This is a genomic window from Micromonospora sp. WMMC250, assembly GCF_027460215.1.
Lineage (GTDB): Bacteria > Actinomycetota > Actinomycetes > Mycobacteriales > Micromonosporaceae > Micromonospora > Micromonospora taraxaci.
Map to the genome: position 1 here is coordinate 2,505,358 of NZ_JAPZBJ010000002.1, position 20,297 is coordinate 2,525,654.

Below are 20,297 nucleotides of genomic sequence, written 5' to 3' on the forward strand. Positions count from 1 at the left end.
CGACGGTGCGGCACTCGACGGCCGATGGCCCGACGCCCCGCGCCCCACACGGCGCAGCGCTCAACGCCCCACGGCGTGGGTTTTCAGTGGTCGACGGCGCGCTCGGCGCGTTCGGCCAGGTGTGCCTGGTGCGCCTGGTGCAGTCGCCGCAGCGCGCGGACCCCCTCGACGGCCAGCTCCTTGTCGGCAGCCTGTAGGGCGACCATCGGCAGCAGGTCGTCGTCGTGTAGTTCCAGGCTGGCCCACGGCGCGCCCCGGTCGAAGCGGACTCCCCGCACGACCTCCCAGGGCAGCTCGTAGGAGCTGATCACGTTGCGCACCCGGATGCCACGCGCGTCCGCCACCACCCGAGGACGGGTGAACAGCAGGAACCCCAGCGCACCGAAGATGCCCAGGCCGATCATCGCCACCTGGTCACCACGCTGGAAGCTGCCGTAGCCATCGCCGGTCGGCCCACTCAGTGAGGTGGCGACCAGGCCGAACACCACCACCAACGCAACCGCCGCCGACCAGCAGACCACGCGGATGCGGCGGGGCTTCAGTCGGACAAGCTCGGTTTCACTCACCCCACCAGTCTGCCATCCGCCCCGAGCCCCTCAAACGCACCACCCGCTGACCAACGCCTCAAACCTCACCGTCGGCCTCCAGCCCACCGAACCGCGACCGGGCCGACCGTCAGGAGGGACTCACAGCCACAAGATCACGCTCGAACCAGGAAGTGGTGGCCTCGGGTAGGGAGTGAGGCCACTACATCAACGATGGGGCGCGGTCTTGCCGCGGTCAGGTGCGGTTTCCGGCGCTCCCCGGACGCGAGGCCGACACACGGGGACAGATCCACTCCGGTTCGCCGAAGTGGGGGTGTCGCGGCGGGCCGGACACCCCCACTTCGGCGGAACCGAGTTGATCAAGGCGCAGGGCGCGGCGCAGGGACCGACGCGCGCGGCGCGGACGGTCAGAGGCGACAGGCGTGGATGTTGGTGACGAGGATGGCGCGGGCGCCCAACTCGTACAACTCGTCCATGATCCGGTGGACGTCGTCGCGCAGCACCATCGCCTGTACGGCCACCCAGCCCTCGCGGTGCAGGGGCGAGACGGTGGGCGACTCGATGCCCGGGGTGAGCCCGCTGGCCCGGTCCAGCAGGCCGGCTGGCACGTCGTAGGCGAGCATCACGTACCGGCGGGCGACCAGCACCCCGTGCAGGCGACGCAGGAGCTGCTCGGCCTGGGGGTGCGCGGGTGCGTCGGCGCGACGGACCAGCACCGCCGAGGAGCGCAGCAGCGGCTCGCCGAAGACGACCAGGCCCGCCTGGCGCAGGGTGGCACCGGTCTCGACCACGTCCGCGATCACGTCGGCGACCCCGAGGCGTACGGCGTTCTCCACCGCGCCGTCGAGGCGGATGACGTCGGCCTTGACCCCCACCTCGCGGAGGTGCCGCTCGACCAGTCCCGGGTACGCGGTGGCGATCCGGTGGCCGCCCAGGTCCTGTACGGAGTCGATGTCGTCGGGGCGGGCGGCGAAGCGGAAGGTGGCCCGCCCGAAGGCGAGGTCGACGACCTCTTCGGCCGGCGCTGCCGAGTCGATCAGCAGGTCCCGGCCGGTGATGCCGAGGTCGAGGTCACCGGAGCCGACGTAGGTGGCGATGTCCTTGGGGCGCAGGTAGAAGAATTCGACGTCGTTGGCCTCGTCCCGGCAGACGAGGTCCTTGGGGTCGGTGCGTTGGCGGTAGCCCGCCTCGCGCAGCATCTGGGCGGCCGGTTCGGCCAGGGTGCCCTTGTTGGGAATGGCGACACGCAGCATGACGGAGTGCTCCTTCGATCCGGATGACGATCAACGGGTGAGGGCACTCACAGATGTCGGTAGACGTCCTTGAGCTCGAGACCGCTGGCGAGCATCAGCACCTGGACCTGGTAGAGCAGTTGGGAGATCTCCTCGGCGGTGCGCTCCGGCCCCTCGTGCTCGGCGGCCATCCACGACTCGGCGGCCTCCTCGACGACCTTCTTGCCGATGAAGTGCACGCCCTTGTCGAGGGCGGCGACGGTGCCCGAGCCCGGGGTGCCGGCGGCGGCCTTGGCCTGCAGCTCGGCGAACAACTCCTCGAACGTCTTCACGGAGAGCGATTCTTCCAGCCACCCGACCGGCGCCCCACGCCCGGGTCCGCCGGCACCCAGCCAGCGGGACAATTCCCTACCAACATGATGGGACAATCGTCGATCGACGGCCATCAAGCCCTACGCTGTCCGCCATGGCCAGCAGCTCACGTCTCCTCGCGCTCACCCTCGCCGGTGCCGCCGTCGTAGCCACCGCCGGATGCGCGCCGCAGGACGACACACCGACCCCCGTCGTCACCGCGCCGCCGTCGTGCGCCAAGGACAGCCTGCCCACCCGTACGCCGGGCAAGCTGACCATCGCGACGGACCAGCCCGCGTACGAGCCGTGGTTCTCGAAGGACAAGCCGGACAACGGCGAGGGTTTCGAGTCCGCTGTCGCGTACGCGGTGGCCGAGAAGCTCGGGTACGCCCGCGCCGACGTCACCTGGATCCGGGTCAAGTTCGACGCGGCGATCGCGCCCGGACCGAAGAACTTCGACGTCGATATCAACCAGTTCTCCATCACCGAGGAGCGCAAGCAGGCTGTCGACTTCTCCGCGCCGTACTACCTGGTGCGGCAGACCGTCGTGGCGTTGAAGTCCTCGAAGATCGCCGGCAAGACGTCGCTGGCCGACCTTCGCGACGCGCGGCTCGGCGCCCAGGTCGGCACCACCAGCTTCCAGGCGATCACCGACGTGATCAAGCCGGCGGCCGAGCCGCGGGTCTACAACAGCAACGACGACGCCAAGAAGGCGCTGCAGAACGGGCAGTTGGACGGTCTCGTGGTGGACCTGCCGACCGCCTTCTACATCACCGGGGCGGAGATCACCGACGCCACGATCGTCGGCCAGGTACCGCAGGTCGGCACGCCGGAGGCGTTCGGGCTGCTGCTGGACAAGAACTCTCCCCTGACGTCCTGCGTGAGCGGCGCGGTCGGTCAGCTCGCCGCGGCGGGGACGCTGAAGGAGTTGGAGCAGAAGTGGCTGGCGCAGGTGGCGGGCGCGGCCGAACTGCGGTGACAGTGCTGGATCGCGTTCCCACCGAGGCGCAGCGGCGGCGGTCGGCGTACCGGCGTCGGCAGACCGTCTACAGCGTGCTGGTCGCGGCCTCGTCCACGGCGGTGCTCGGCACGCTGCTGGTCGTCGCGGTGACCGGCGCGCCCGGGTGGGAGCGGGTACGGCAGTCGTTCCTGGACCCGGCGATCGCCCGGGACGCGCTGCCGGCCGTGGTGACCGGGCTCTGGTTGAACGTCCGACTGCTGGTCTGTTGTGCGGTCGGGGCGCTGCTGCTCGGGTTGGTGATCGCGGTGCTGCGGACGTTGCGCGGCCCGGTCTTCTTCCCGGTCCGGGCGCTGGCCGCCGGTTACACGTACACGTTCCGTGGTCTGCCGCTGATCATCGTGCTGTACCTGCTCACCCTCGGTGTGCCCGGCCTGCGGTTGCAGGGCATGCCACCGGTGCTGGTGCTGGGTGGGCTCGCGTTGGTCCTCACCTACGGCGGCTACCTGGCCGAGGTGTTCCGGGCCGGCATCGAGTCGGTGCATCCCAGTCAGCTCGCCGCGGCCCGCTCACTGGGCCTGACCTACCGGCAGACGATGCGGCACGTGGTCCTGCCGCAGGCCGTCCGCCGGGTGGCGCCACCCCTGCTCAACGACGTGGTGGCGTTGCAGAAGGACGTCGGGTTGGTCTCGCTCGCCGGGCCGATCGACGCGGTCCGCGCCGCGCAGATCGCCACCGCCCAGTCGTTCAACTACACGCCGTACATCGTGGCGGGGGTGCTGTTCGTGCTGCTCGCGATCCCGCTGATCGCGGTCACCGACTGGGTGACGCTGCGGGCGGCCCGCCGACAGTCGGGAGGGTGACGATGGCGTTGCTGCGCTGCCGGGGTCTGCGCAAGGAGTTCGCCGATCACGTGGTGCTCGACCAGCTCGACCTGACCGTCGACGAGCATCAGGTGGTGGCCCTGATCGGTGCGTCCGGGTCCGGCAAGTCGACGCTGCTGCGGTGTGTGAACCTGCTGGAGGAGATCGACGACGGGACCATCGAGTTGGACGGGGAGGACATCTCCGATCCCCGGGTGGACGCCGACCGGGTCCGCCGGCGGATCGGCATGGTGTTCCAGGCGTACAACCTCTTCCCGCACCTGAGCGTGTTGGAGAACGTGACGCTCGCGCCGCGGCGCGTACACCGGCGGGCTCGTGCGGAGGCGGAGGCCCAGGCCCGGGAGTTGCTGGACCGGGTGGGGCTCGGCGCGAAGGCGGATGCCTACCCGGACCGGTTGTCCGGCGGTCAGCAGCAGCGGGTGGCGATCGTCCGGGCGTTGGCCAACTCGCCTCGGCTGATGTTGCTGGACGAGGTGACCTCCGCGCTGGACCCGGAGCTGGTCGGCGAGGTGCTGGCGATGATCCGGGACCTGAAGGCCGACGGCATGACCATGGTGCTGGCCACCCACGAGATGGGCTTCGCCCGGGAGGTCGCCGACCAGGTGTGCTTCCTCGACGCGGGGCGCGTCCTGGAGAGCGGCCCGCCCGAGCAGGTGCTGGGCGAGCCGACCCAGCCTCGGACCCGGCAGTTCCTGCGCCGGATCATCGAGGCCGGTCGGCTGTGAGGGCCCGCCGTCAGAGACGGCCGAGGCCGCAGAGGCGTCAGCCGCCGAAGCCGACCCGCTGGGCGTTGCCGGCGGCGACGACCCGGACGGCCAGCGCGGCGTCGAGCGCGGCGACGGTGGCGGCCCAGCCCTTGTCCTCCGCCGAGCCGGGCAGACCGGCGCGGTCCCGGGCCTGCTCGATGGTCTCCACCGTCAACACGCCGTGCGCCACCGGCTTGCCCTCGTCGAGAGCCACCCGGGTCAGACCGTCGGTGACCGAACGGCAGACGTAGTCGAAGTGGGCGGTGGCGCCGCGCACCACCACGCCGAGGGCGACCACCACGTCGCAGCGGCGGGCGAGGGCCTGGGCGACCACCGGCAGCTCGACCGAACCGGCGACGCGGGCGACCACGGACCGCGCCCCGCACGCCTCGGCGGCGGCCAGCGCACGCTCCACCATGTGGTCGGTCAGATCGCCGTGCCAGCGGGCGGCGACGATTCCGACGGTCAGCCCTGCGGCGTCCACCGCCTCGACTCCCGGCTCCCCGAAACCCGCCATCGTCATGCTCCGATCTCGTCGTTGGCGACCGGACGCCCCAGCGGGGCCTCGGACACCTCGTCCAACTCGTCCAGCAGGTGACCCATCCGGTCCCGCTTGGTGCGCAGGTAGCGCCTGTTCTCCGGGTGCGCCCCGGCCGGCAGCCCCTCGCGGCCGGTGATGGTCAACCCGTACCCCTCCAGCCCGGCCCGCTTGGCCGGGTTGTTGGTGAGCAGCCGCATCGAGCGCACGCCCAGGTCGTAGAGGATCTGCGCGCCGGTGCCGTAGTCCCGGGCGTCGGCCGGCAACCCCAGGTCGAGGTTGGCGTCGACGGTGTCGCGGCCCAGGTCCTGCAACTGGTACGCCTGCAACTTGTGCAGCAGGCCGATGCCACGCCCTTCGTGACCGCGGACGTAGAGCACGACGCCCCGCCCCTCCCGCGCGACCCGGGCCAGAGCGGCGTCCAACTGCGGGCCGCAGTCGCACCGCAGTGAACCGAACACGTCCCCGGTCAGGCACTCGGAGTGCACCCGGACCAGCACGTCCTGGCCGTCACCGATATCCCCCAGCACCATCGCCACGTGCTCGGCGGGGTCGTGCTCGGCGCGGTAGCCGAGCGCGCGGAACACCCCGTGCCGGGTGGGCATCCGGGCGTCGGCGACCAGCTCGACCTGCTTCTCGGTACGCCGCCGGTAGGCGATCAGGTCGGCGATGGTGACCAGGACGAGACCGTGGTCGGCGGCGAACTTCTCCAGGTCGGGCAGCCGCATCATGGTGCCGTCGTCGTTGACCAGCTCGCAGAGCACGCCCGCCGGGCGCAACCCGGCCAGCCGGGTCAGGTCGATCGCGGCCTCGGTGTGCCCGGGCCGGCGCAGCACCCCGCCCTCGCGGGCGCGCAGCGGCACGACGTGCCCGGGGCGGGCCAGGTCGGTCGGGTCGGTGGACGCGTCGGCGAGCAGCCGGATGGTGTGGGCGCGGTCGGCCGCCGAGATGCCGGTGCTGATCCCCTCCCGGGCGTCCACCGTCACCGTGTACGCGGTGCCGCGCCGGTCCTGGTTGGTGTGGTGCATCGGCGGCAGGTCGAGGCGGTCGGCCTCGCTCTCGGTCAACGGCACGCAGACGTACCCGGAGGTGTAGCGCACCATGAACGCCATCAGCTCCGGCGTGGCCAGCTCGGCCGCGAAGATCAGGTCGCCCTCGTTCTCCCGGTCCGCGTCGTCGACCACGACGACCGGCCGGCCGGCCGCGATCTCGGCGACCGCCTGCTCGATGCTCCCGAAGCTGCTCATGCCACCACTCCGCTTCGCTCCATGGCGTCATGAGGCACCAAAGCACTGAACCTGATGATTCGCTCGCTGCGCTTGCTCATGCCACGGCCTCCCGGTAGATGGGCGTGCGGGCGAGGGCCGTGGCGCGCGAGGTGCGCCACCAGGCGGCGAAGCCCCAGACGCACAGCGCGCCGTAGATCAGGTACATGACCGCGGACGGGTAGAAACCGCCGCGCAGCAGCAGTGGCACGCCGACCGCGTCGACCGCGATCCACAGCAGCCAGAACTCCACCCAGCCGCGGGCCATGCCGTACGTGGCCAGCAGACTGCCGGTGAGGATCCAGGCGTCGGGCAGCGGACCCCACGAGCCCAGTGCCTTGAGCACCGGGTATGCCGCGGCGGTGCCGACCACGGCGGCCAGCAGCAGCATCAGCCGCTCCCGCCCGGTGGCCCACCGGGGGACGACCGCCGCCTGCCCGCCCTCGGCGCGACGGTTGCGCTGCCAGCGCCACCAGCCGTAGACGCTGACCGCGAAGAAGAACACCTGTCGTCCGGCCTGCCCGTACAGGTCGTGCGCCTGCGGGGTGGCGAACACCCCGCCGAGGAAGACGGTCAGGAGCAGCGCGTTGCCGATCATGCCGACCGGCCAGGCCCAGACCACCCGGCGCAGCCCGAGCAGCGCGGAGATCAGACCGAACGCGTTGCCGACGATCTCCCGGACCAGCACCGGCGAGCCGGCCACCTGCACCTGGGCGTCCAACAGCCAACCGAGCGGACCCATCAGGCCACCCCGCCCGTGATCGAGGCCGCCCCGGAACCGTCGGTGCCGGCCAGCCGGTCGCCGAGCAGCCGCTCGACGTACTTGGCCAGCACGTCGACCTCCAGGTTGACCGGGTCGCCGGCCCCCTTCGCGCCGAGCGTGGTCAGCTTGAGCGTGGTCGGGATCAACCCGACGGCGAACTCGTCCGCGCCCACCTCGGCCACGGTCAGCGAGACACCGTCGATGGTGATGGAGCCCTTCTCCACCACGTACCGGGACAGGCTGGCGGGCAGCCGGAACCGGACCGTCTCCCACTGCTCGGCCGGCTCCCGGGAGATCAGCTCGCCGACCCCGTCCACGTGGCCCTGCACCAGGTGCCCGCCGAGCCGGCTGCCGAGCGCGGCGGCCCGCTCGAGGTTGACCGGGTCGCCGACGCTCAGCGCGCCCAGCGCGGAGCGGCGAAGCGTCTCGCCCATCACGTCGGCGGTGAAGACCCCGTCGGCCACGTCCACGACGGTCAGGCAGACGCCGTTGACCGCGATGGAGTCGCCGTGCCGGGCGTCCGAGGTGACCAACGGACCACGGACGCCGATCAGCGCGGAATCGCCCGCCGTCGCCGTGACCCGGACGATCTCCCCCAACTCCTCGATAATGCCGGTGAACATGTCAGCCCTCCCTTTTGCGGGGCAAAGCGGTGATCCGGAGATCCGGACCGATCTGCGTAACGTCGACGAACTCCAGATCGATGGCCTCAGCGATGGTGCTCACTCCCGCGTCGACCAGAGCGGTCGGTCCGGCGCCGAGCAGCCGCGGCGCGACGTACCCGATGACCTTGTCGACCAGGCCGGCCCGCAGGAACGCGCCGGCCAACCGGGGGCCGCCCTCCAACAGCAGCGAACGGACCCCCCGCTCGTGCAGCGCCGCGAGCAGCGCCGGCAGGTCGACCCGGCCGTCCGGGCCGGCGCCGACCTCCTCGGCGGTCGCGATCCACGTCCGCGCGGCGCCGTCGCGGACCCGGGCGTCAGCCGGGGTACGCCCGGAGCTGTCCACCACCACCCGCAGCGGCTGCCGGATGGCCAGGCTGCCGTCGCGCAGGTTGCGAGCGGTCAGCCGGGGGTCGTCGGCGAGCACGGTGCCCACCCCGGCGAGCACCGCGTCGACAGTGCCGCGCAGCGCGTGCACGTCGATCCGGGCGGCCTCCGAGGTGATCCACATGCTGGTGCCGTCCAGGGCGGCGGCCCGCCCGTCGAGCGTGGCGGCGTACTTCCAGATGACGTACGGCCAGCCCCGGCGCATCGAGGTCAACCACGCGACGTTGCCTGCCTCGGCCTCCTCGCCGCGTACCCCGAGGTCGACGCGGACCCCGGCGGCGCGCAGGGTGGCGGCGCCACCGGACGCGACCGGGTTGGGATCGGGTACGGCGATGACCACCCGGGCGACCCCGGCCTGGACCAGCGCGGAACTGCAGGGGCCGGTGCGGCCGGTGTGATCACAGGGCTCCAGGGTGACGACCGCGGTGCCGCCCTTGGCCCGCTGCCCGGCCTGCGCCAGGGCGACGATCTCGGCGTGCGGCCCGCCGGCGTACGCGTGGAAGCCCTCCCCCACGACCTGGCCGTCCTCGTCGAGCAGCACGCACCCGACCACCGGATTGGGGCTGGTCGTACCGAGCCCGCGCGCCGCCAACTCGATCGCACGCCGCATCGCCTCGTCGACGGAGACGCTGGCCATCGCCCTGCCCTGCCCTCTCACTCGCCGTCCGCGCGCTGGCGGTCAGGGAGGCTGCGGCCATGGGGCCGCGGGCAGGCGGAGGCGGAATCCGGGAACGGCACAGCCGCCCCGGGAGGTCGGCGCGGCACGCTGAAGCCAGCGGCCGGCACGGACCGTCCGTCCCGCGCGCTGTCTCCCATCCGGACTGTCTGGGCGCGGACGAACCGCCCCCAACCGTCGGCCCCGGATTTTCACCAGGTCCACCGGGCGGCAGAGCCGTCCGGGTCGCGGGCTGACCACGGTTGGACCGTGGATCACCGCCGGTTCGGAATTTCACCGAGTCCCGCCAGCGCGTGGTGGGTTATACCGGCAGTCTTACACGCTGACGCCGCTCTGCCGCCACCTAGGCGAGCTACTTCACAGCGGGATCACGCGTCAGGTGACGCCGCGCCGCCGGTCCACCGCCACGTACGACCCGGGTTGGCTCTTGGCGACCGTCTTCATCTCCGAGGCCACCGCGATCACCTCCAGGGGGTCGGTGAACCGCTTGCCGGCGTCGGAGAGGGACACCCCGATGGACAGGGTGACCAGGGCGGCGCGACGGATGTTGCCACGCCGGTCCTTCAGCTCGACGAAGCCGCGCTCCCGGTCGGTCGGGTCGTAGAGCGTGTCGGCGGCGGTCTCGAAGTCCACCACCGCCTGGGAGGTCAGCGGGCGGACCTGGTCCGGGGCGCAGACGATGACGAAGTCGTCACCGCCGACGTGGCCGAGGAAGGCCGGCGGCAGGCCGACACCCACCACCGCCCGGTGCAGGCTGCGGGCCAACGCGGAGATGAAGTCGTCGCCCCGGACGAAGCCGTACCGGTCGTTGACGCTCTTGAACCGGTCGATGTCGACGTAGCCGACGGCGTAGTCCACGCCCTGCCGTACCCGGTCGCTGATCTCCCGACGGATCCGGCTGTTGCCGGGCAGCCCGGTCAGCGGGGAGACCTCCCGGAACTCCTTGTTGCGGCGCAGCGTGGACGAGACCCGGGCCACCAGCTCGGCGGTGTCGAACGGCTTGACCAGGTAGTCGTCGGCGCCGGCACTGAGCCCCAGCACCTTGTCGACGGTCATTCCCTTGGCCGTCAACATGATCACCGGCAGGGCGGAGGTCATCGGATCGGCGCGCAGCCGCCGGGTCAGCTCCAGGCCGTCGATCCGGGGCATCATGAGGTCGACAACCGCCAGGTCGGGACGCTCACGTTCGATGACCTCTAGGGCCTCCTGGCCGTCGCTGGCGTGGATCACGTCGAAGCCGTGCAGGCGCAGGTTGAACTCGACGAAACGAGCGATGTCCTCGTCGTCGTCGACGACGAGGATGATGTCCTTGCGGTCGCCGTCGGGTTCCACGTCAGGCGCCGGGAGCCGCGCGTTCCGCCAGCGTACGCAGCCGTCGTACCGCCTCCGCCGGGTCGGCGGCGCCGTACACGGCGGTGCCGGCGACGAACGCGTCGGCGCCCGCCGCGGCGGCCTGCTCGATGGTGTCGGCGGCGATCCCGCCGTCCACCTCGATGCGCAGTTCCAGATGCCCGGTCGAGACGTGCCGGCGGGCGGTACGCACCTTGTCGAGAAGCTGCGGGATGAACCGCTGCCCGCCGAAGCCGGCCTTGATCGTCATGATCAGCAGGGTGTCGAAGCTGGGCAGCAGGTCCAGGTACGGCTCGATCGGGGTGTCCCGGTCGATGGCCAGGCCCGCCTTCGCGCCGGCCGACCGCAGGTCCTTGGCCAGCGCCACCGGATCGTCGGAGGCCTCGGCGTGGAAGGTGACGTTGTACGCCCCGGCGTCGGCGTAACCGGGAGCCCACCGACGTGGATCCTCGATCATCAGGTGCACGTCGAACGGCATCGCGGTGACAGCCCGCAGGCTCTGCACCACGGGCAGGCCGATGGTCAGGTTCGGCACGAAGTGGTTGTCCATCACGTCGACGTGCAACCAGTCCGCGGCGTCCTCGACGGCACGGACCTCTTCGGCGAGGCGGGAGAAATCGGCGGCCAGGATGCTCGGCGCGACGATCGGCGGCGGTACGGTCACGTGGCCAGTGTACGAACGTGGCCACCCGCGACCCGCATCGCGCCACCTTCGGGGACGCGCTGTGACCCAGCAGTGACCACTGGTGCAGAATCAGTCGATCCGGATCCCCCAATCCGGACGAACAGACGTCAATGGCTGGCCGATCGGCGGAAAGGCGACGACACTCCAACCGGGACTGTGCCATATGCTGCACGCCCGCCGGGGTCTCGCCGCGGGGCGCGGTGACCGGCCGCCAGCTCCCGGGAAGGGCGGACGATGCGACGGTGGCTCCCAGCGCTGGTGCTGGCCGGCGTCACGACGATACTGCTGGCCGGTTGCGCGCCGGCACGAGGCGCGGACGGCGACCTCACCGACGACTGGCCGGCGCTGCGGGTTCCGAAGCCGTTCAGTCCGGCCACCGACACCTGCCTGCCCCGGATCATCCCGGTCGTGCAGGCCAGCACGTACGAGACGGTGGACTGCGCGCGCAACCACCTGGCCGAGACCATCCACGTCGGCACCTTCACCGGGCCCGACGCGCTGACCGAGACCCGGCCCGAGCCCGGCTCGCCGGCGCTGCGCACCGCCCGCGCGGAGTGCGACCAGCGGGCCCGGGAGGTGCTCGGCGGCGACTGGCACACCGCCCGGCTCGCGTTGAACCTCGCCCTGCCGTCCGCGCCCGCCTGGTCCGGCGGGGCGCGCTGGTTCCGCTGCGACCTCAGCGAGACCGGCAGCATCGACAACACCCGACCGGTCAACCGCACCGGCAGCCTGCGCGGCGCGTTGATCGGCGACAGCCCGCTGACGCACCGCTGCTTCGACCCGAAGCTGATCGGCGACAACCTCAACTACATGGCACCGGTGCTCTGCACCGAACCGCACCGCGCCGAGTTCGTGGGTGTCTACGAGGAACGCGACATGAGTTGGGCCGACTTCAGCAAGGCCGCCGCCCAGGCGCACCAGCGCTGCATGGAGCTGATCGCCACGTTCGCGTCGGTGCCCAACAACAGCGAACTGCCGTACCGGGCCGGGTCCATCTACTACCCGCCGTCGCAACGGGAGTGGGAGGAAGGCGACCGCGGAGTGCGGTGTTTCCTGTGGAGCGACGACCGCAAACTCACCCGTTCGATGCGCGGCGCCGGCCCCGAGGGACTTCCGGCGATCTGAGCAGTGGTGCCGTATGCTGCTGCGCCGTGGCGCTACCGCCCGGCCGGGTCCGGTCGGCGGCCACCAGCGGCGGGGAGGTCAGGGATGCGACGGTGGTTGACGGCGTTCGCCGGAGGTGCGGCCCTGGCGCTGGCCGGGTGCAACGCGCCCGCCGGCCTCGACCGTGACCTCGTCGACGACTGGCCGGCACCCGTCGCGGCGCAGCAGTTCGTGCCCGCCGCCGACGTCTGCCACCAGACCACCCAGCAGGTCGGCTTCCTGACCGGCTACAACCCGACGCCGTGCACCGAGGCGCACCGGGTGGAGACCATGCACGTCGGCACCCTCACCGGTCCGGCCGCCGAGCCCGGCACGACGCCACTGCCCGGTTCGGCGGGCATGCGGGCCGCGCAGGCCGCGTGCGACAAGCAGGTCAACAAGGCGGTCGGCGCCGACTGGCGCTCCGGACGACTCGGCCTGACCGTCGTGCTGCCGTCGCCGCAGGCCTGGGCCGGCGGGGCCCGCTGGTACCGCTGCGACGTCACCGAGATCGTCAGCATCGACGACACCACAGTCGACCTGCGCACCGGCAGCCTCCGGGGCTCGTTGTCCGGCGCCGCCCCGCTGGCGTACCGCTGCTTCAACCCGAAGATGGTCAAGGACGACATCGACGAGATGGTGCCGGTGTCCTGCACCGTGAAGCACCACGCCGAGTTCGTCGGGGTGTGGCAGGCCCCGGACGTCAGCTACGCCGAGTTCTCCCGCACCACCAAGCGCACCCACAAGGCCTGCCAGTCGATGATCGCCAAGTACGCGAAGGTGCCGGACAACTCGCAACTCGACTTCCGCGCCGGAACGATCTACTACCAGCCGTACGAGGAGGAGTGGAGGAACGGCAACCGCGGCGTGCAGTGCTTCCTCTGGATCTCCGACCGGGACCTGACCCGTTCGATGAAGAACGCCGGCACCAAGGGCCTCCCGGTCACCTGAGCCGCCGCGTCCGGCCGGAAGAACCGGCCGGACGCGAACCGCGTCAGTTTCGACGCAGGACCGCGAGGAACATCGCGTCGGTGCCGTGGCGGTGTGGCCAGAGCTGCACGGTCGGCCCGTCGCCCAGACCGGGCATCCCGGCCGGCAGCAACGGACGGGCGTCCACGAAGTCCACCGCGACACCGCTGCGGCGGGCCGCCTCGGTCACCGTCACGTGCGTCTCGACGGTGTGCGGCGAGCAGGTGACATAGGCGACCAGGCCACCGGGCCGGACCGCCCGCAGCGCCGCACCGAGCAACTCCCGTTGCAGCCGCGTCAGGGGCGGCAGGTCCGACGGCTGGCGACGCCACCGTGACTCCGGCCGACGGCGCAACGAGCCCAGCCCCGTGCACGGTGCATCCACCAGCACGCGGTCGAAGTGCTGCTCGGGCAGCTTCGGGTCGCCGCCGACCTCCCGGCCGTCCATGGCCAGCACGGCCACCGGCAGGCCCCGGGTCGCCTGGGACACCAACCGGGCCCGGTGCTCGGCCACCTCCACAGCTGTCACCCGGGCGCCACGCTGCGCGGCCAGGGCACCCAGCAGACCGGCCTTGCCACCCGGACCGGCGCACAGGTCCAACCAGCGCCCGTCCGGACCGTCGAGCGGCGCGTCGGCGAGCGCCGCCGCCACCAACTGGGAGCCCTCGTCCTGGACGTGGGCAAGGCCGTCGGCCACCGCCGGCACGTCGCCGGGCGCCCCGCCGGGCAGATAGACGGCGTACGGCGAGAAGGCACCGGGCGCACCGCCCACCTGGTCGGCCAGGTCGACCGGGTCGATCAGCCCTGGCCGGGCACAGAGGTGCACCGCCGGACGCTCGTTGTCCTCGATCAGAAGTCGGGTCGTCTCGCCGAGGTCGCCGCCGAGCGCCTCGGAGAAGGCCCGCACGATCCACTGCGGATGGCTGTACGCCAGGGCCAGGTGCCCGACCGGATCGGTCTCCATCGGTGGGGCGAGCTTCGCCACCCAGGCGTCCACGTCACGGGTGGACACCTCGCGCAGCACCGCGTTGGCGAAACCCGCGGCGCCCGGCGCGACCGAGCGGACCAGGTCCACTGTCGACGAGACAGCGGCGTGCGGCGGCACCCGGGTGTACAGCAGCTGGTACGCCCCGAGCCGCAACGCGTCACGTGCCGGAGGGTCGATGCGGGCCACGTCCCGACCGGACGCGTCGGTCAGGATCGCGTCCAACGTGCCCAGATGGCGCAGGGTGCCGTAGGTCAGCTCGGTGGCGAAGGCCGCGTCCCGGCCGAACAGCCCCTCCTCCCGCAGGATGGTGGGGAGCACCAGGTTGGCGAACGCGTCGTCGCGGTGCACCGCCGCCACCGCCTCGTACGCGGCACGACGCGGTCGGTCCAGTGGCGGCCGGGCCGGCCGGCGGTCCCCGCCACGACCCGAGGGCGGACCCGAGCGCGTGGGACGCGTCCCCTCCGGGGCCGTCACGCGAACTCCTCGCCGGTGCCGACGCGGACGCCGCGCGCCCAGTCGGTGGCACCCATCGCCCGTTTTCCGGCGGCACGGACCTCACCGAGGCGCACCGGCACGGTCGCCGTGCCGGCGAGCACCCGGGACTTCTCCACCAGCAACTCCCCCGGCTTCAACTCCGGGCCGTCGGGCTCCGGCACGACCGGGCCGAGCTTCACCCGCTCGCCTCGGAACGTGGTCCAGCCACCCGGGGCCGGGGTGCACGCGCGCAGGCGACGGTCCACGGCGAAAGCGGGGTCGCCCCAGCGCACCCGGGCGTCGTCCACCGTCAGTTTCGGTGCCAGCGACACCCCGTCGGCGGGCTGCGGCTCGGCCCGCGCGGTGCCGTCGGCGATCGCGTCGAGCACCGCCACCAGCAGACCGGCACCGGAGTCGGCGAGCCGCCCCAGCAGGTCACCGGAGGTGTCGGCCGCGCGGATCTCGTCGGTGAGGGTGCCGTAGACCGGGCCGGTGTCCAGGCCCTCCTCCAACTGGAAGACGCTGGCGCCGGTCACCTCGTCACCGTGCAGCACGGCGTGCTGCACCGGTGCGGCCCCACGCCAGGCGGGCAGCAGCGAGAAGTGCAGGTTGATCCAGCCGTGCCGGGGAATCTCCAGGGCGGCCGGCGGCACCAGCGCGCCGTAGGCGACCACCGGCACGCAGTCCGGTGCGAGCGCGCGGAGCCGGTCGAGGAACTCGGGCTCGCGGGGCCGGGCCGGAGTGAGCACCTCCACGCCGTGCTCGTCGGCCCACTCGCCGACCGGGGACCGGGACAGACCACGCCCGCGCCCGGCGGGCGCGTCGGGTCGGGTGACCACGGCGACCAGCTCGTGCCGGGAGGCGGCGACGGCGGCCAGTGCGGGAACGGCGACGGCCGGCGTGCCGGCGAAGATCACGCGCATCCGGTCACCGACCCAGACCGAAGGGGTCGCTGATGTGCGGGCTGAGCTTGACCGTGGGCGGGGCTGCCGCGTCGTACCAGTCGGCCTGGCGGATCGCCTTCATGGCCTCCTTGCGACCGGCGGCGTCCAGCCGGTCGAGGAAGAGCACACCGTCGAGGTGGTCGGTCTCGTGCTGCACACAGCGGGCCATCAGGCCGGTGCCGACGATCTGCATCGGGTCGCCGAACGAGCTGAAGCCCTTGGCGATGACGTTCTGGCGGCGCTTGGTGTCGAAGTAGAGCCCAGGGATGGACAGGCAGCCCTCCGGGCCGTCCTGCTCCTCCTCGTCGGGGAACTCGAGCACGGGGTTGACCAGGTGCCCGAGCACGTCGTCGACGTCGAAGGCGAACACCCGCAGGCTCACACCGAGCTGCGGGGCGGCCAGGCCGGCGCCGTTCTGCTCACGCATCGTGTCGGTGAGGTCGGCGACGAGCCGACGCAGCTCGGCGTCGAAGTCGACCACCGGATCGGCCGGCGTGCGCAGCACCGGATCCCCAAACAGACGGATGGGCTGGACGGTCACGCGGGGTGGCTCCTTCATGGGTCGGACGGGGATGCCGTACCAGTCTACGGAGTGCCCGGCCGTCCACCGGCCGGCGTACCTCGATCGGCGACCGCCGGTGTGCCCAGCGTCACCGGCCGGCACCCGCGTCCGGGGACTCGGCCCGGGTCAGCAGGTCCCGTACCCGCTCGCTGTCCGGATGGCCGAGGTCGTCGAGGATGCCCAGCGCCCGCCGCCAGGTTCGCACCGCACCGGCCGAGTCGCCCGCCGCGTGCCGGCTCACCCCGAGCCGGGACAGGGTGTCCGCCTCGTCGTAGCGGTCGCTGATCCGCCGGTACAGCCGCAGCGCCCGCCCGTAACAGCGGATCGCCTCGCGGTGCTCACCCAACTGGGCGTGGATGAAGCCGAGACTGTCCCAGGTGTTCGCCTCCCCGTGCCGGTCACCGGTCGGGCGCAGCAGCGCCAACGCCTCCCCGCAGTGCGCGAGTGCCGGCCCGTACTGGCCGAGCTGGGCGTGTGCCCAACCCACGGCGTTGCGGGCGCTCGCCTCCCCCGCCAGGTGCCCGGCGGCCTGGTACAGCGCCAGCGCACGTTCACCGTGCTCGAGCGCCTCGGCGTACCGGCCGAGCCCGTCGAGCATCGCGCCGAACGCCCGGTGGGTCCGCGCCTGCCCGGTGTGGTCGCCCAACGACTCGAAGATCACCAGCGCCTGCCGGTAGTTCCTCGCCGCCTCGTCCACGCGTCCCAGCCGGTACAGCACCCGGGCGAGGTCCCGGTGGGCGTTCGCCTGCCCGAGCCGGTCGCCCACCCGCCGCGCCCCGGCCAGCGCGGCCTGCTGGGCGAGGACCAGGTCCGGCCAGCGCCCCCGGCGTTGCAGGAAGTCCACCAACGTCCAGGCCAACTGCCAGGCATGACCGTCGAACCCGGTACGCCTCGCGTACGAGACCGCCGCCAGCAGCACCGGGTGCTCGACGGTGAACCAGGCGAGCGCCCGCCCGTGGTCGGTGATCTCCTCGGGCATCACGCCCGGCCCGGCGGCGGCCAGGGTGACCGGATCCCGACCCGGCTGCAGCAGCAACGCGGCCGCGTGCGCGGTGTGCAGGTAGTGGTCGAGCCCTCGTCGGATCGCGGCCCGCCGGGACTCCGCCGGTTCGAGACGTTCGGCCTGCTCGGCCGCGTACGCCCGGAGCAGGTCGTGGGCCCCGAACCGGCCGGGGGCATGCTCGGTGACCAGGTGCGCGTGGGCCAGCTCCGCTAGCAGTCGCGGCACCTGGGCCCGGGGCAGCCCGGCCAGGCTGGCCGCGGCGGCGACCCCGATGTCCGGCCCCGGGTGGCAGCCGAACAGCCGGAACAGACGTGCCGCCGCCGGTGTCAGGTTCCGGTACGACCAGGAGAAGACGGCCTGCACGTCGGTGCTGGCATCCCCGCCGTCGAAGGAGTCCAGCGGGCGCGGCGCCTCGCGCAGCTCGGCGGCGAGGGCCGCCAGGGAGAACGCCGGATTCGCCGCGCCCCTCGCGGCGAGCACCGCCAGCGCCAGCGGCAGCCGCGCGCACCGCTCGATGATTTCGTCCACCGCCGTCGGCTCGACCGTCAACCGCTGCGCGCCGAGCCGACGGGCCAGCAGTTGCCAGGACTCGGCGGCACTGAGCAGACCGACGCCGATCGGCCGGGCGCCCTCGGCGGCGACCAGGCCGGCGAGCCGGTTGCGGCTGGTGACCAGGACCAGGCAGGTCGGGCTGCCGACCAGCAGGGGCCGAACGTGGTCGATGTCGCGGGCATTGTCCAGCAGCACCAGCATCCGGCGGTTGGCGAGCAGGCTGCGGTAGAGGCCCACCTGCGCGGTCAGGTGGGTGGGTATGCGTTCGGGCGGCACCTCGAGGGCCTCGAGGAACCCGCGTACCGCCTCGACGGCGGTCATCTCCGTACCGGTGGAGTCGAAGCCGCGCAGGTCGACATAGAGCTGGCCGTCCGGGAAACGGTCGGCCACCCGGTGCGCCCAGTACACCGCCAGGGTCGTCTTGCCGACCCCGGCCGTGCCGGACAGCGTCATGATGGTCACCGGCGCCGGACCGCCGTCCTCGGGCGGAGCGGGGTTGACGCACTCGGCGTCGAGCTGAGCGAGCTGGGCGACACGTCCGATGAATCCGGGTAGCGCCGGGGGTAGTTGGCGCGGCACGGGCAGCCGGGTCGACGTCGTGCCGACCCGTTGGCCGCCGCCCCGGACCCGGGCCGGCCCGGCGCCCGACCGCCCGGTCGCGGCGTGGTCCCGGTTCGGTCGTCGGCGCCCCTCCTCGACCCGGTCTCGCGCGGTGGCGAGTGCCCCCTGCTCGGCGGGGGTCGCCCCGAGCAGGCGGATGAGGACGTCGAACCGTTCCGGCGGAGGCAGGATGTTGCCGGCGAAGTACTCCCCGATGATTCCCCGTGACCAGCCGGTCTTGGCGGCCAGCTGCCGATACGTCAGTTGGGTCTCACCCTCCTGCCGAGCCTCCCGGCGGCGCAACTGGCGCAACAGCCCGGCCAGCTCCGGCAGTGTCTGCACGTCACAGCTGCCGCGGGCCACCTCGAACGACCCGGGTGAGCCCTGCTCCGTCGGTCGAGCGCCGGGCGGTACCCGTTGGTCGGACATACGGCTTCCACCCCCCGGTCACCCGGTCCCCCCGGATGCGCACGGGCAGGCTAATTCCACCTCCACACCCATCGATAGGTGACCGCCGATGTCTGACAGTTCCACTTCGGACCATTGATCGTCCGATGATGTCCGGCGGTGTCCAGTGCCGTCCAGGATGCGCGACGTGAAGCCGGGGTCCCGTGCCACCGTCCTGCTGCGGGTTCGACCCGCTCCACGACCCCTGGGGGAAGAGGTACCTGATGATCCGTCCACACCCGACCGTCCGGCGGACCACGATGCTGCGTCGCATCGCCGTCACCGCGTTCGGCCTCACGCTGCTCGTCGCGGGAGTGACGCCCGCACCGGCCACCGCCGCACCGGACAGCAACGCCGCACCGGGCGGCAAGGCTGGCATCGCCGCACCGGGCGGCAAGGCCGCCACCGCCGGGTCGTTCGTCGACAGCACACCGGTGCCCGGCGGCTTCGCCTCCTGGTCCGAGCTGCTCCGGTTGCAGCAGCGCATGAACAACGCCGCCGCCCAGATCACGAACGCGGCGCAGCGCAGCGCCGACTCCGGCTTCGCCGGCATCGTCGCCGACCCCACCAACCGCCACCTGAAGGTCTACTGGAAGGGTGAGCCGCCGGCCAACCTGGTGGCCAACGCCCGGGCCACCGTCGCCACGCAGGTGCTGCCCGCCGCGTACTCCCAGCGGGAACTCCTCGCCGCGACCGACCGCCTGCGGGCCAAGGCGGGCGACGAGATCACCACTGTCGGGCCGCGCGCCGACGGCGCCGGCCTGCTCGTCGGCACGCAGGACGGCCTTCTCGGCGCGACGGCCCTGGCCGGCGTGCCGGTGACCGTGCAGACCAAGGTCGCCGCCGCGCCCGCGACGCGGTGGGACGACACCGCGCCGTGGTGGGGCGGTGCCGCCTGGCGCAACGCCACCACCGGCGGTGGCTGCTCGACCGGCTTCGGGGTCTTCAAGAACGGGAACGCCCGGATTCTCTCCGCCGCGCACTGCGGCAACCTCAACAACGTCGCTACCGACCCGACCGGGCAGGCGATGGGCACCGTCAGCTTCCGCAACGCCGGCACCGACACCCTGCTGCTGTCGGGCGGCTCCGGCGGCCGGGTCTTCAACAACAGCACCAACGCGAACGGCGACGTGGTCAGTGAGTTCAGCAACCAGGTGATCGGCGCGTCGGCCAGCCAGGTCGGCAACTGGGTGTGCACCTCCGGCGCGTACTCCGGCACCCGCTGCTCGATCCAGGTGAAGGCCCGCAACCTGTGCATCAACGTGCGCGACTTCGGCCAGGTCTGCGGGCAGGTCCAGGCGGAGAACACCACCCGCGCCAACGCCGTCGGTCAGGGCGACAGCGGTGGCCCGGTGGAGATCGTGAACGCGGCTAACACCCTCCAGGTCTGGGCGACCGGCACCAACACCGCCATCGACGACACCAACACGTCGACGACCTGCACCGGCTACGTCACCAGCGGGCGGGTCTGCGCCTGGCGGTTCTACTACGAGGACATCTTCTCGGGTATGGCCGGCGTCGGCGCCACGGGCGTCGTCCTCGGCTGAGGTAGCTCGGCGACCCGCCGTTCGAC

General features: G+C 72.3%; 20 protein-coding genes and 1 riboswitch. Of the genes, 6 read left to right on the forward strand and 14 right to left on the reverse strand.

The genetic code is table 11. From position 1 onward, the window contains the following. Positions 1-83 precede the first annotated feature (83 nt). The 3 genes from O3438_RS10835 to O3438_RS10845 form a co-directional block, all read right to left on the reverse strand. Positions 84-566, reverse strand: coding sequence for a PH domain-containing protein (locus tag O3438_RS10835; protein ID WP_269679850.1), 483 nt, complete (start codon positions 564-566; stop codon positions 84-86). Positions 567-952: 386 nt separating this feature from the next. Next, positions 953-1,798 carry an ATP phosphoribosyltransferase gene (gene hisG, locus O3438_RS10840; protein WP_269679851.1) on the reverse strand — a complete coding sequence of 282 codons (846 nt, stop codon included), beginning with the start codon at positions 1,796-1,798 and terminating at the stop codon, positions 953-955. 47 nt (positions 1,799-1,845) lie between these two features. Next, the gene (locus O3438_RS10845) at positions 1,846-2,109 is read right to left on the reverse strand and encodes a phosphoribosyl-ATP diphosphatase (protein WP_030335709.1); all 264 of its coding nucleotides are present in this window, start codon (positions 2,107-2,109) and stop codon (positions 1,846-1,848) included. Positions 2,110-2,243: 134 nt separating this feature from the next. On the opposite strand from O3438_RS10845, the gene O3438_RS10850 reads away from it, so the two are divergent. Genes O3438_RS10850 through O3438_RS10860 form a run of 3 tightly spaced genes read left to right on the forward strand, consistent with a single transcriptional unit; the run spans position 2,244 to position 4,695 of the window. Continuing rightward, a complete protein-coding gene (locus O3438_RS10850; RefSeq protein WP_269679852.1) occupies positions 2,244-3,107 on the forward strand; it encodes an ABC transporter substrate-binding protein in 864 nt (287 codons plus the stop codon). Then, positions 3,104-3,949 carry an amino acid ABC transporter permease gene (locus O3438_RS10855; RefSeq protein ID WP_442929590.1) on the forward strand — a complete coding sequence of 282 codons (846 nt, stop codon included), beginning with the start codon at positions 3,104-3,106 and terminating at the stop codon, positions 3,947-3,949. Before O3438_RS10850 ends, O3438_RS10855 begins: the two co-directional genes overlap by 4 nt. Before the next feature lie 2 nt (positions 3,950-3,951). Then, entirely contained in the window at positions 3,952-4,695 is a 744-nt protein-coding gene (locus O3438_RS10860) for an amino acid ABC transporter ATP-binding protein (RefSeq protein ID WP_269683616.1), read from the forward strand. Between the two features lie 37 nt (positions 4,696-4,732). On the opposite strand, the gene ribH is transcribed toward O3438_RS10860, so the two are convergent. The 7 genes from ribH to rpe all read right to left on the reverse strand — a co-directional run bounded on the left by ribH (position 4,733) and on the right by rpe (position 11,021). Beyond that, positions 4,733-5,233 (reverse strand): 6,7-dimethyl-8-ribityllumazine synthase, encoded by a 501-nt coding sequence (gene ribH / locus O3438_RS10865; RefSeq protein WP_088990294.1) that lies wholly within the window; start codon positions 5,231-5,233, stop codon positions 4,733-4,735. Between the two features lie 2 nt (positions 5,234-5,235). After that, positions 5,236-6,501, reverse strand: coding sequence for a bifunctional 3,4-dihydroxy-2-butanone-4-phosphate synthase/GTP cyclohydrolase II (locus tag O3438_RS10870; RefSeq protein WP_269679853.1), 1,266 nt, complete (start codon positions 6,499-6,501; stop codon positions 5,236-5,238). A gap of 76 nt (positions 6,502-6,577) precedes the next feature. Beyond that, positions 6,578-7,261 carry a nicotinamide riboside transporter PnuC gene (gene pnuC, locus O3438_RS10875; RefSeq protein ID WP_269679854.1) on the reverse strand — a complete coding sequence of 228 codons (684 nt, stop codon included), beginning with the start codon at positions 7,259-7,261 and terminating at the stop codon, positions 6,578-6,580. Then, positions 7,261-7,905: a riboflavin synthase gene (locus O3438_RS10880; protein ID WP_269679855.1), complete on the reverse strand. Its 645-nt coding sequence runs from the start codon at positions 7,903-7,905 to the stop codon at positions 7,261-7,263. Before O3438_RS10880 ends, pnuC begins: the two co-directional genes overlap by 1 nt. Before the next feature lies 1 nt (position 7,906). Beyond that, positions 7,907-8,968 carry a bifunctional diaminohydroxyphosphoribosylaminopyrimidine deaminase/5-amino-6-(5-phosphoribosylamino)uracil reductase RibD gene (gene ribD, locus O3438_RS10885; protein WP_269679856.1) on the reverse strand — a complete coding sequence of 354 codons (1,062 nt, stop codon included), beginning with the start codon at positions 8,966-8,968 and terminating at the stop codon, positions 7,907-7,909. 163 nt (positions 8,969-9,131) lie between these two features. Then, positions 9,132-9,302, reverse strand: a riboswitch (FMN riboswitch). Positions 9,303-9,382: 80 nt separating this feature from the next. Next, positions 9,383-10,339 carry a response regulator gene (locus O3438_RS10890; RefSeq protein WP_145783642.1) on the reverse strand — a complete coding sequence of 319 codons (957 nt, stop codon included), beginning with the start codon at positions 10,337-10,339 and terminating at the stop codon, positions 9,383-9,385. Position 10,340: 1 nt separating this feature from the next. Continuing rightward, the gene (gene rpe / locus O3438_RS10895) at positions 10,341-11,021 is read right to left on the reverse strand and encodes a ribulose-phosphate 3-epimerase (protein ID WP_269679857.1); all 681 of its coding nucleotides are present in this window, start codon (positions 11,019-11,021) and stop codon (positions 10,341-10,343) included. A 255-nt stretch (positions 11,022-11,276) separates the two neighbouring features. Here rpe and O3438_RS10900 point away from each other — a divergent pair, with 255 nt between their 5' ends. After that, positions 11,277-12,167, forward strand: coding sequence for a septum formation family protein (locus tag O3438_RS10900; protein WP_269679858.1), 891 nt, complete (start codon positions 11,277-11,279; stop codon positions 12,165-12,167). An 84-nt stretch (positions 12,168-12,251) separates the two neighbouring features. Further along, complete coding sequence (locus O3438_RS10905; RefSeq protein WP_269679859.1) at positions 12,252-13,136, forward strand: septum formation family protein; 885 nt, start codon at positions 12,252-12,254, stop codon at positions 13,134-13,136. A 43-nt stretch (positions 13,137-13,179) separates the two neighbouring features. On the opposite strand, the gene O3438_RS10910 is transcribed toward O3438_RS10905, so the two are convergent. The 4 genes from O3438_RS10910 to O3438_RS10925 form a co-directional block, all read right to left on the reverse strand. Continuing rightward, a complete protein-coding gene (locus tag O3438_RS10910) occupies positions 13,180-14,658 on the reverse strand; it encodes an RsmB/NOP family class I SAM-dependent RNA methyltransferase (protein WP_442929716.1) in 1,479 nt (492 codons plus the stop codon). Beyond that, on the reverse strand, positions 14,613-15,539 hold the full coding sequence (fmt, locus tag O3438_RS10915) for a methionyl-tRNA formyltransferase (RefSeq protein ID WP_269679861.1): 927 nt from the start codon (positions 15,537-15,539) through the stop codon (positions 14,613-14,615). Before fmt ends, O3438_RS10910 begins: the two co-directional genes overlap by 46 nt. Before the next feature lie 4 nt (positions 15,540-15,543). Further along, positions 15,544-16,101 (reverse strand): peptide deformylase, encoded by a 558-nt coding sequence (gene def, locus O3438_RS10920; protein WP_269679862.1) that lies wholly within the window; start codon positions 16,099-16,101, stop codon positions 15,544-15,546. Positions 16,102-16,210: 109 nt separating this feature from the next. Beyond that, entirely contained in the window at positions 16,211-18,706 is a 2,496-nt protein-coding gene (locus tag O3438_RS10925) for an ATP-binding protein (RefSeq protein WP_269679863.1), read from the reverse strand. 242 nt (positions 18,707-18,948) lie between these two features. Between O3438_RS10925 and O3438_RS10930 the strand changes: the two genes are divergently transcribed. Then, positions 18,949-20,271 carry a hypothetical protein gene (locus O3438_RS10930; RefSeq protein WP_269679864.1) on the forward strand — a complete coding sequence of 441 codons (1,323 nt, stop codon included), beginning with the start codon at positions 18,949-18,951 and terminating at the stop codon, positions 20,269-20,271. The last annotated feature ends 26 nt before the right edge of the window (positions 20,272-20,297 follow it).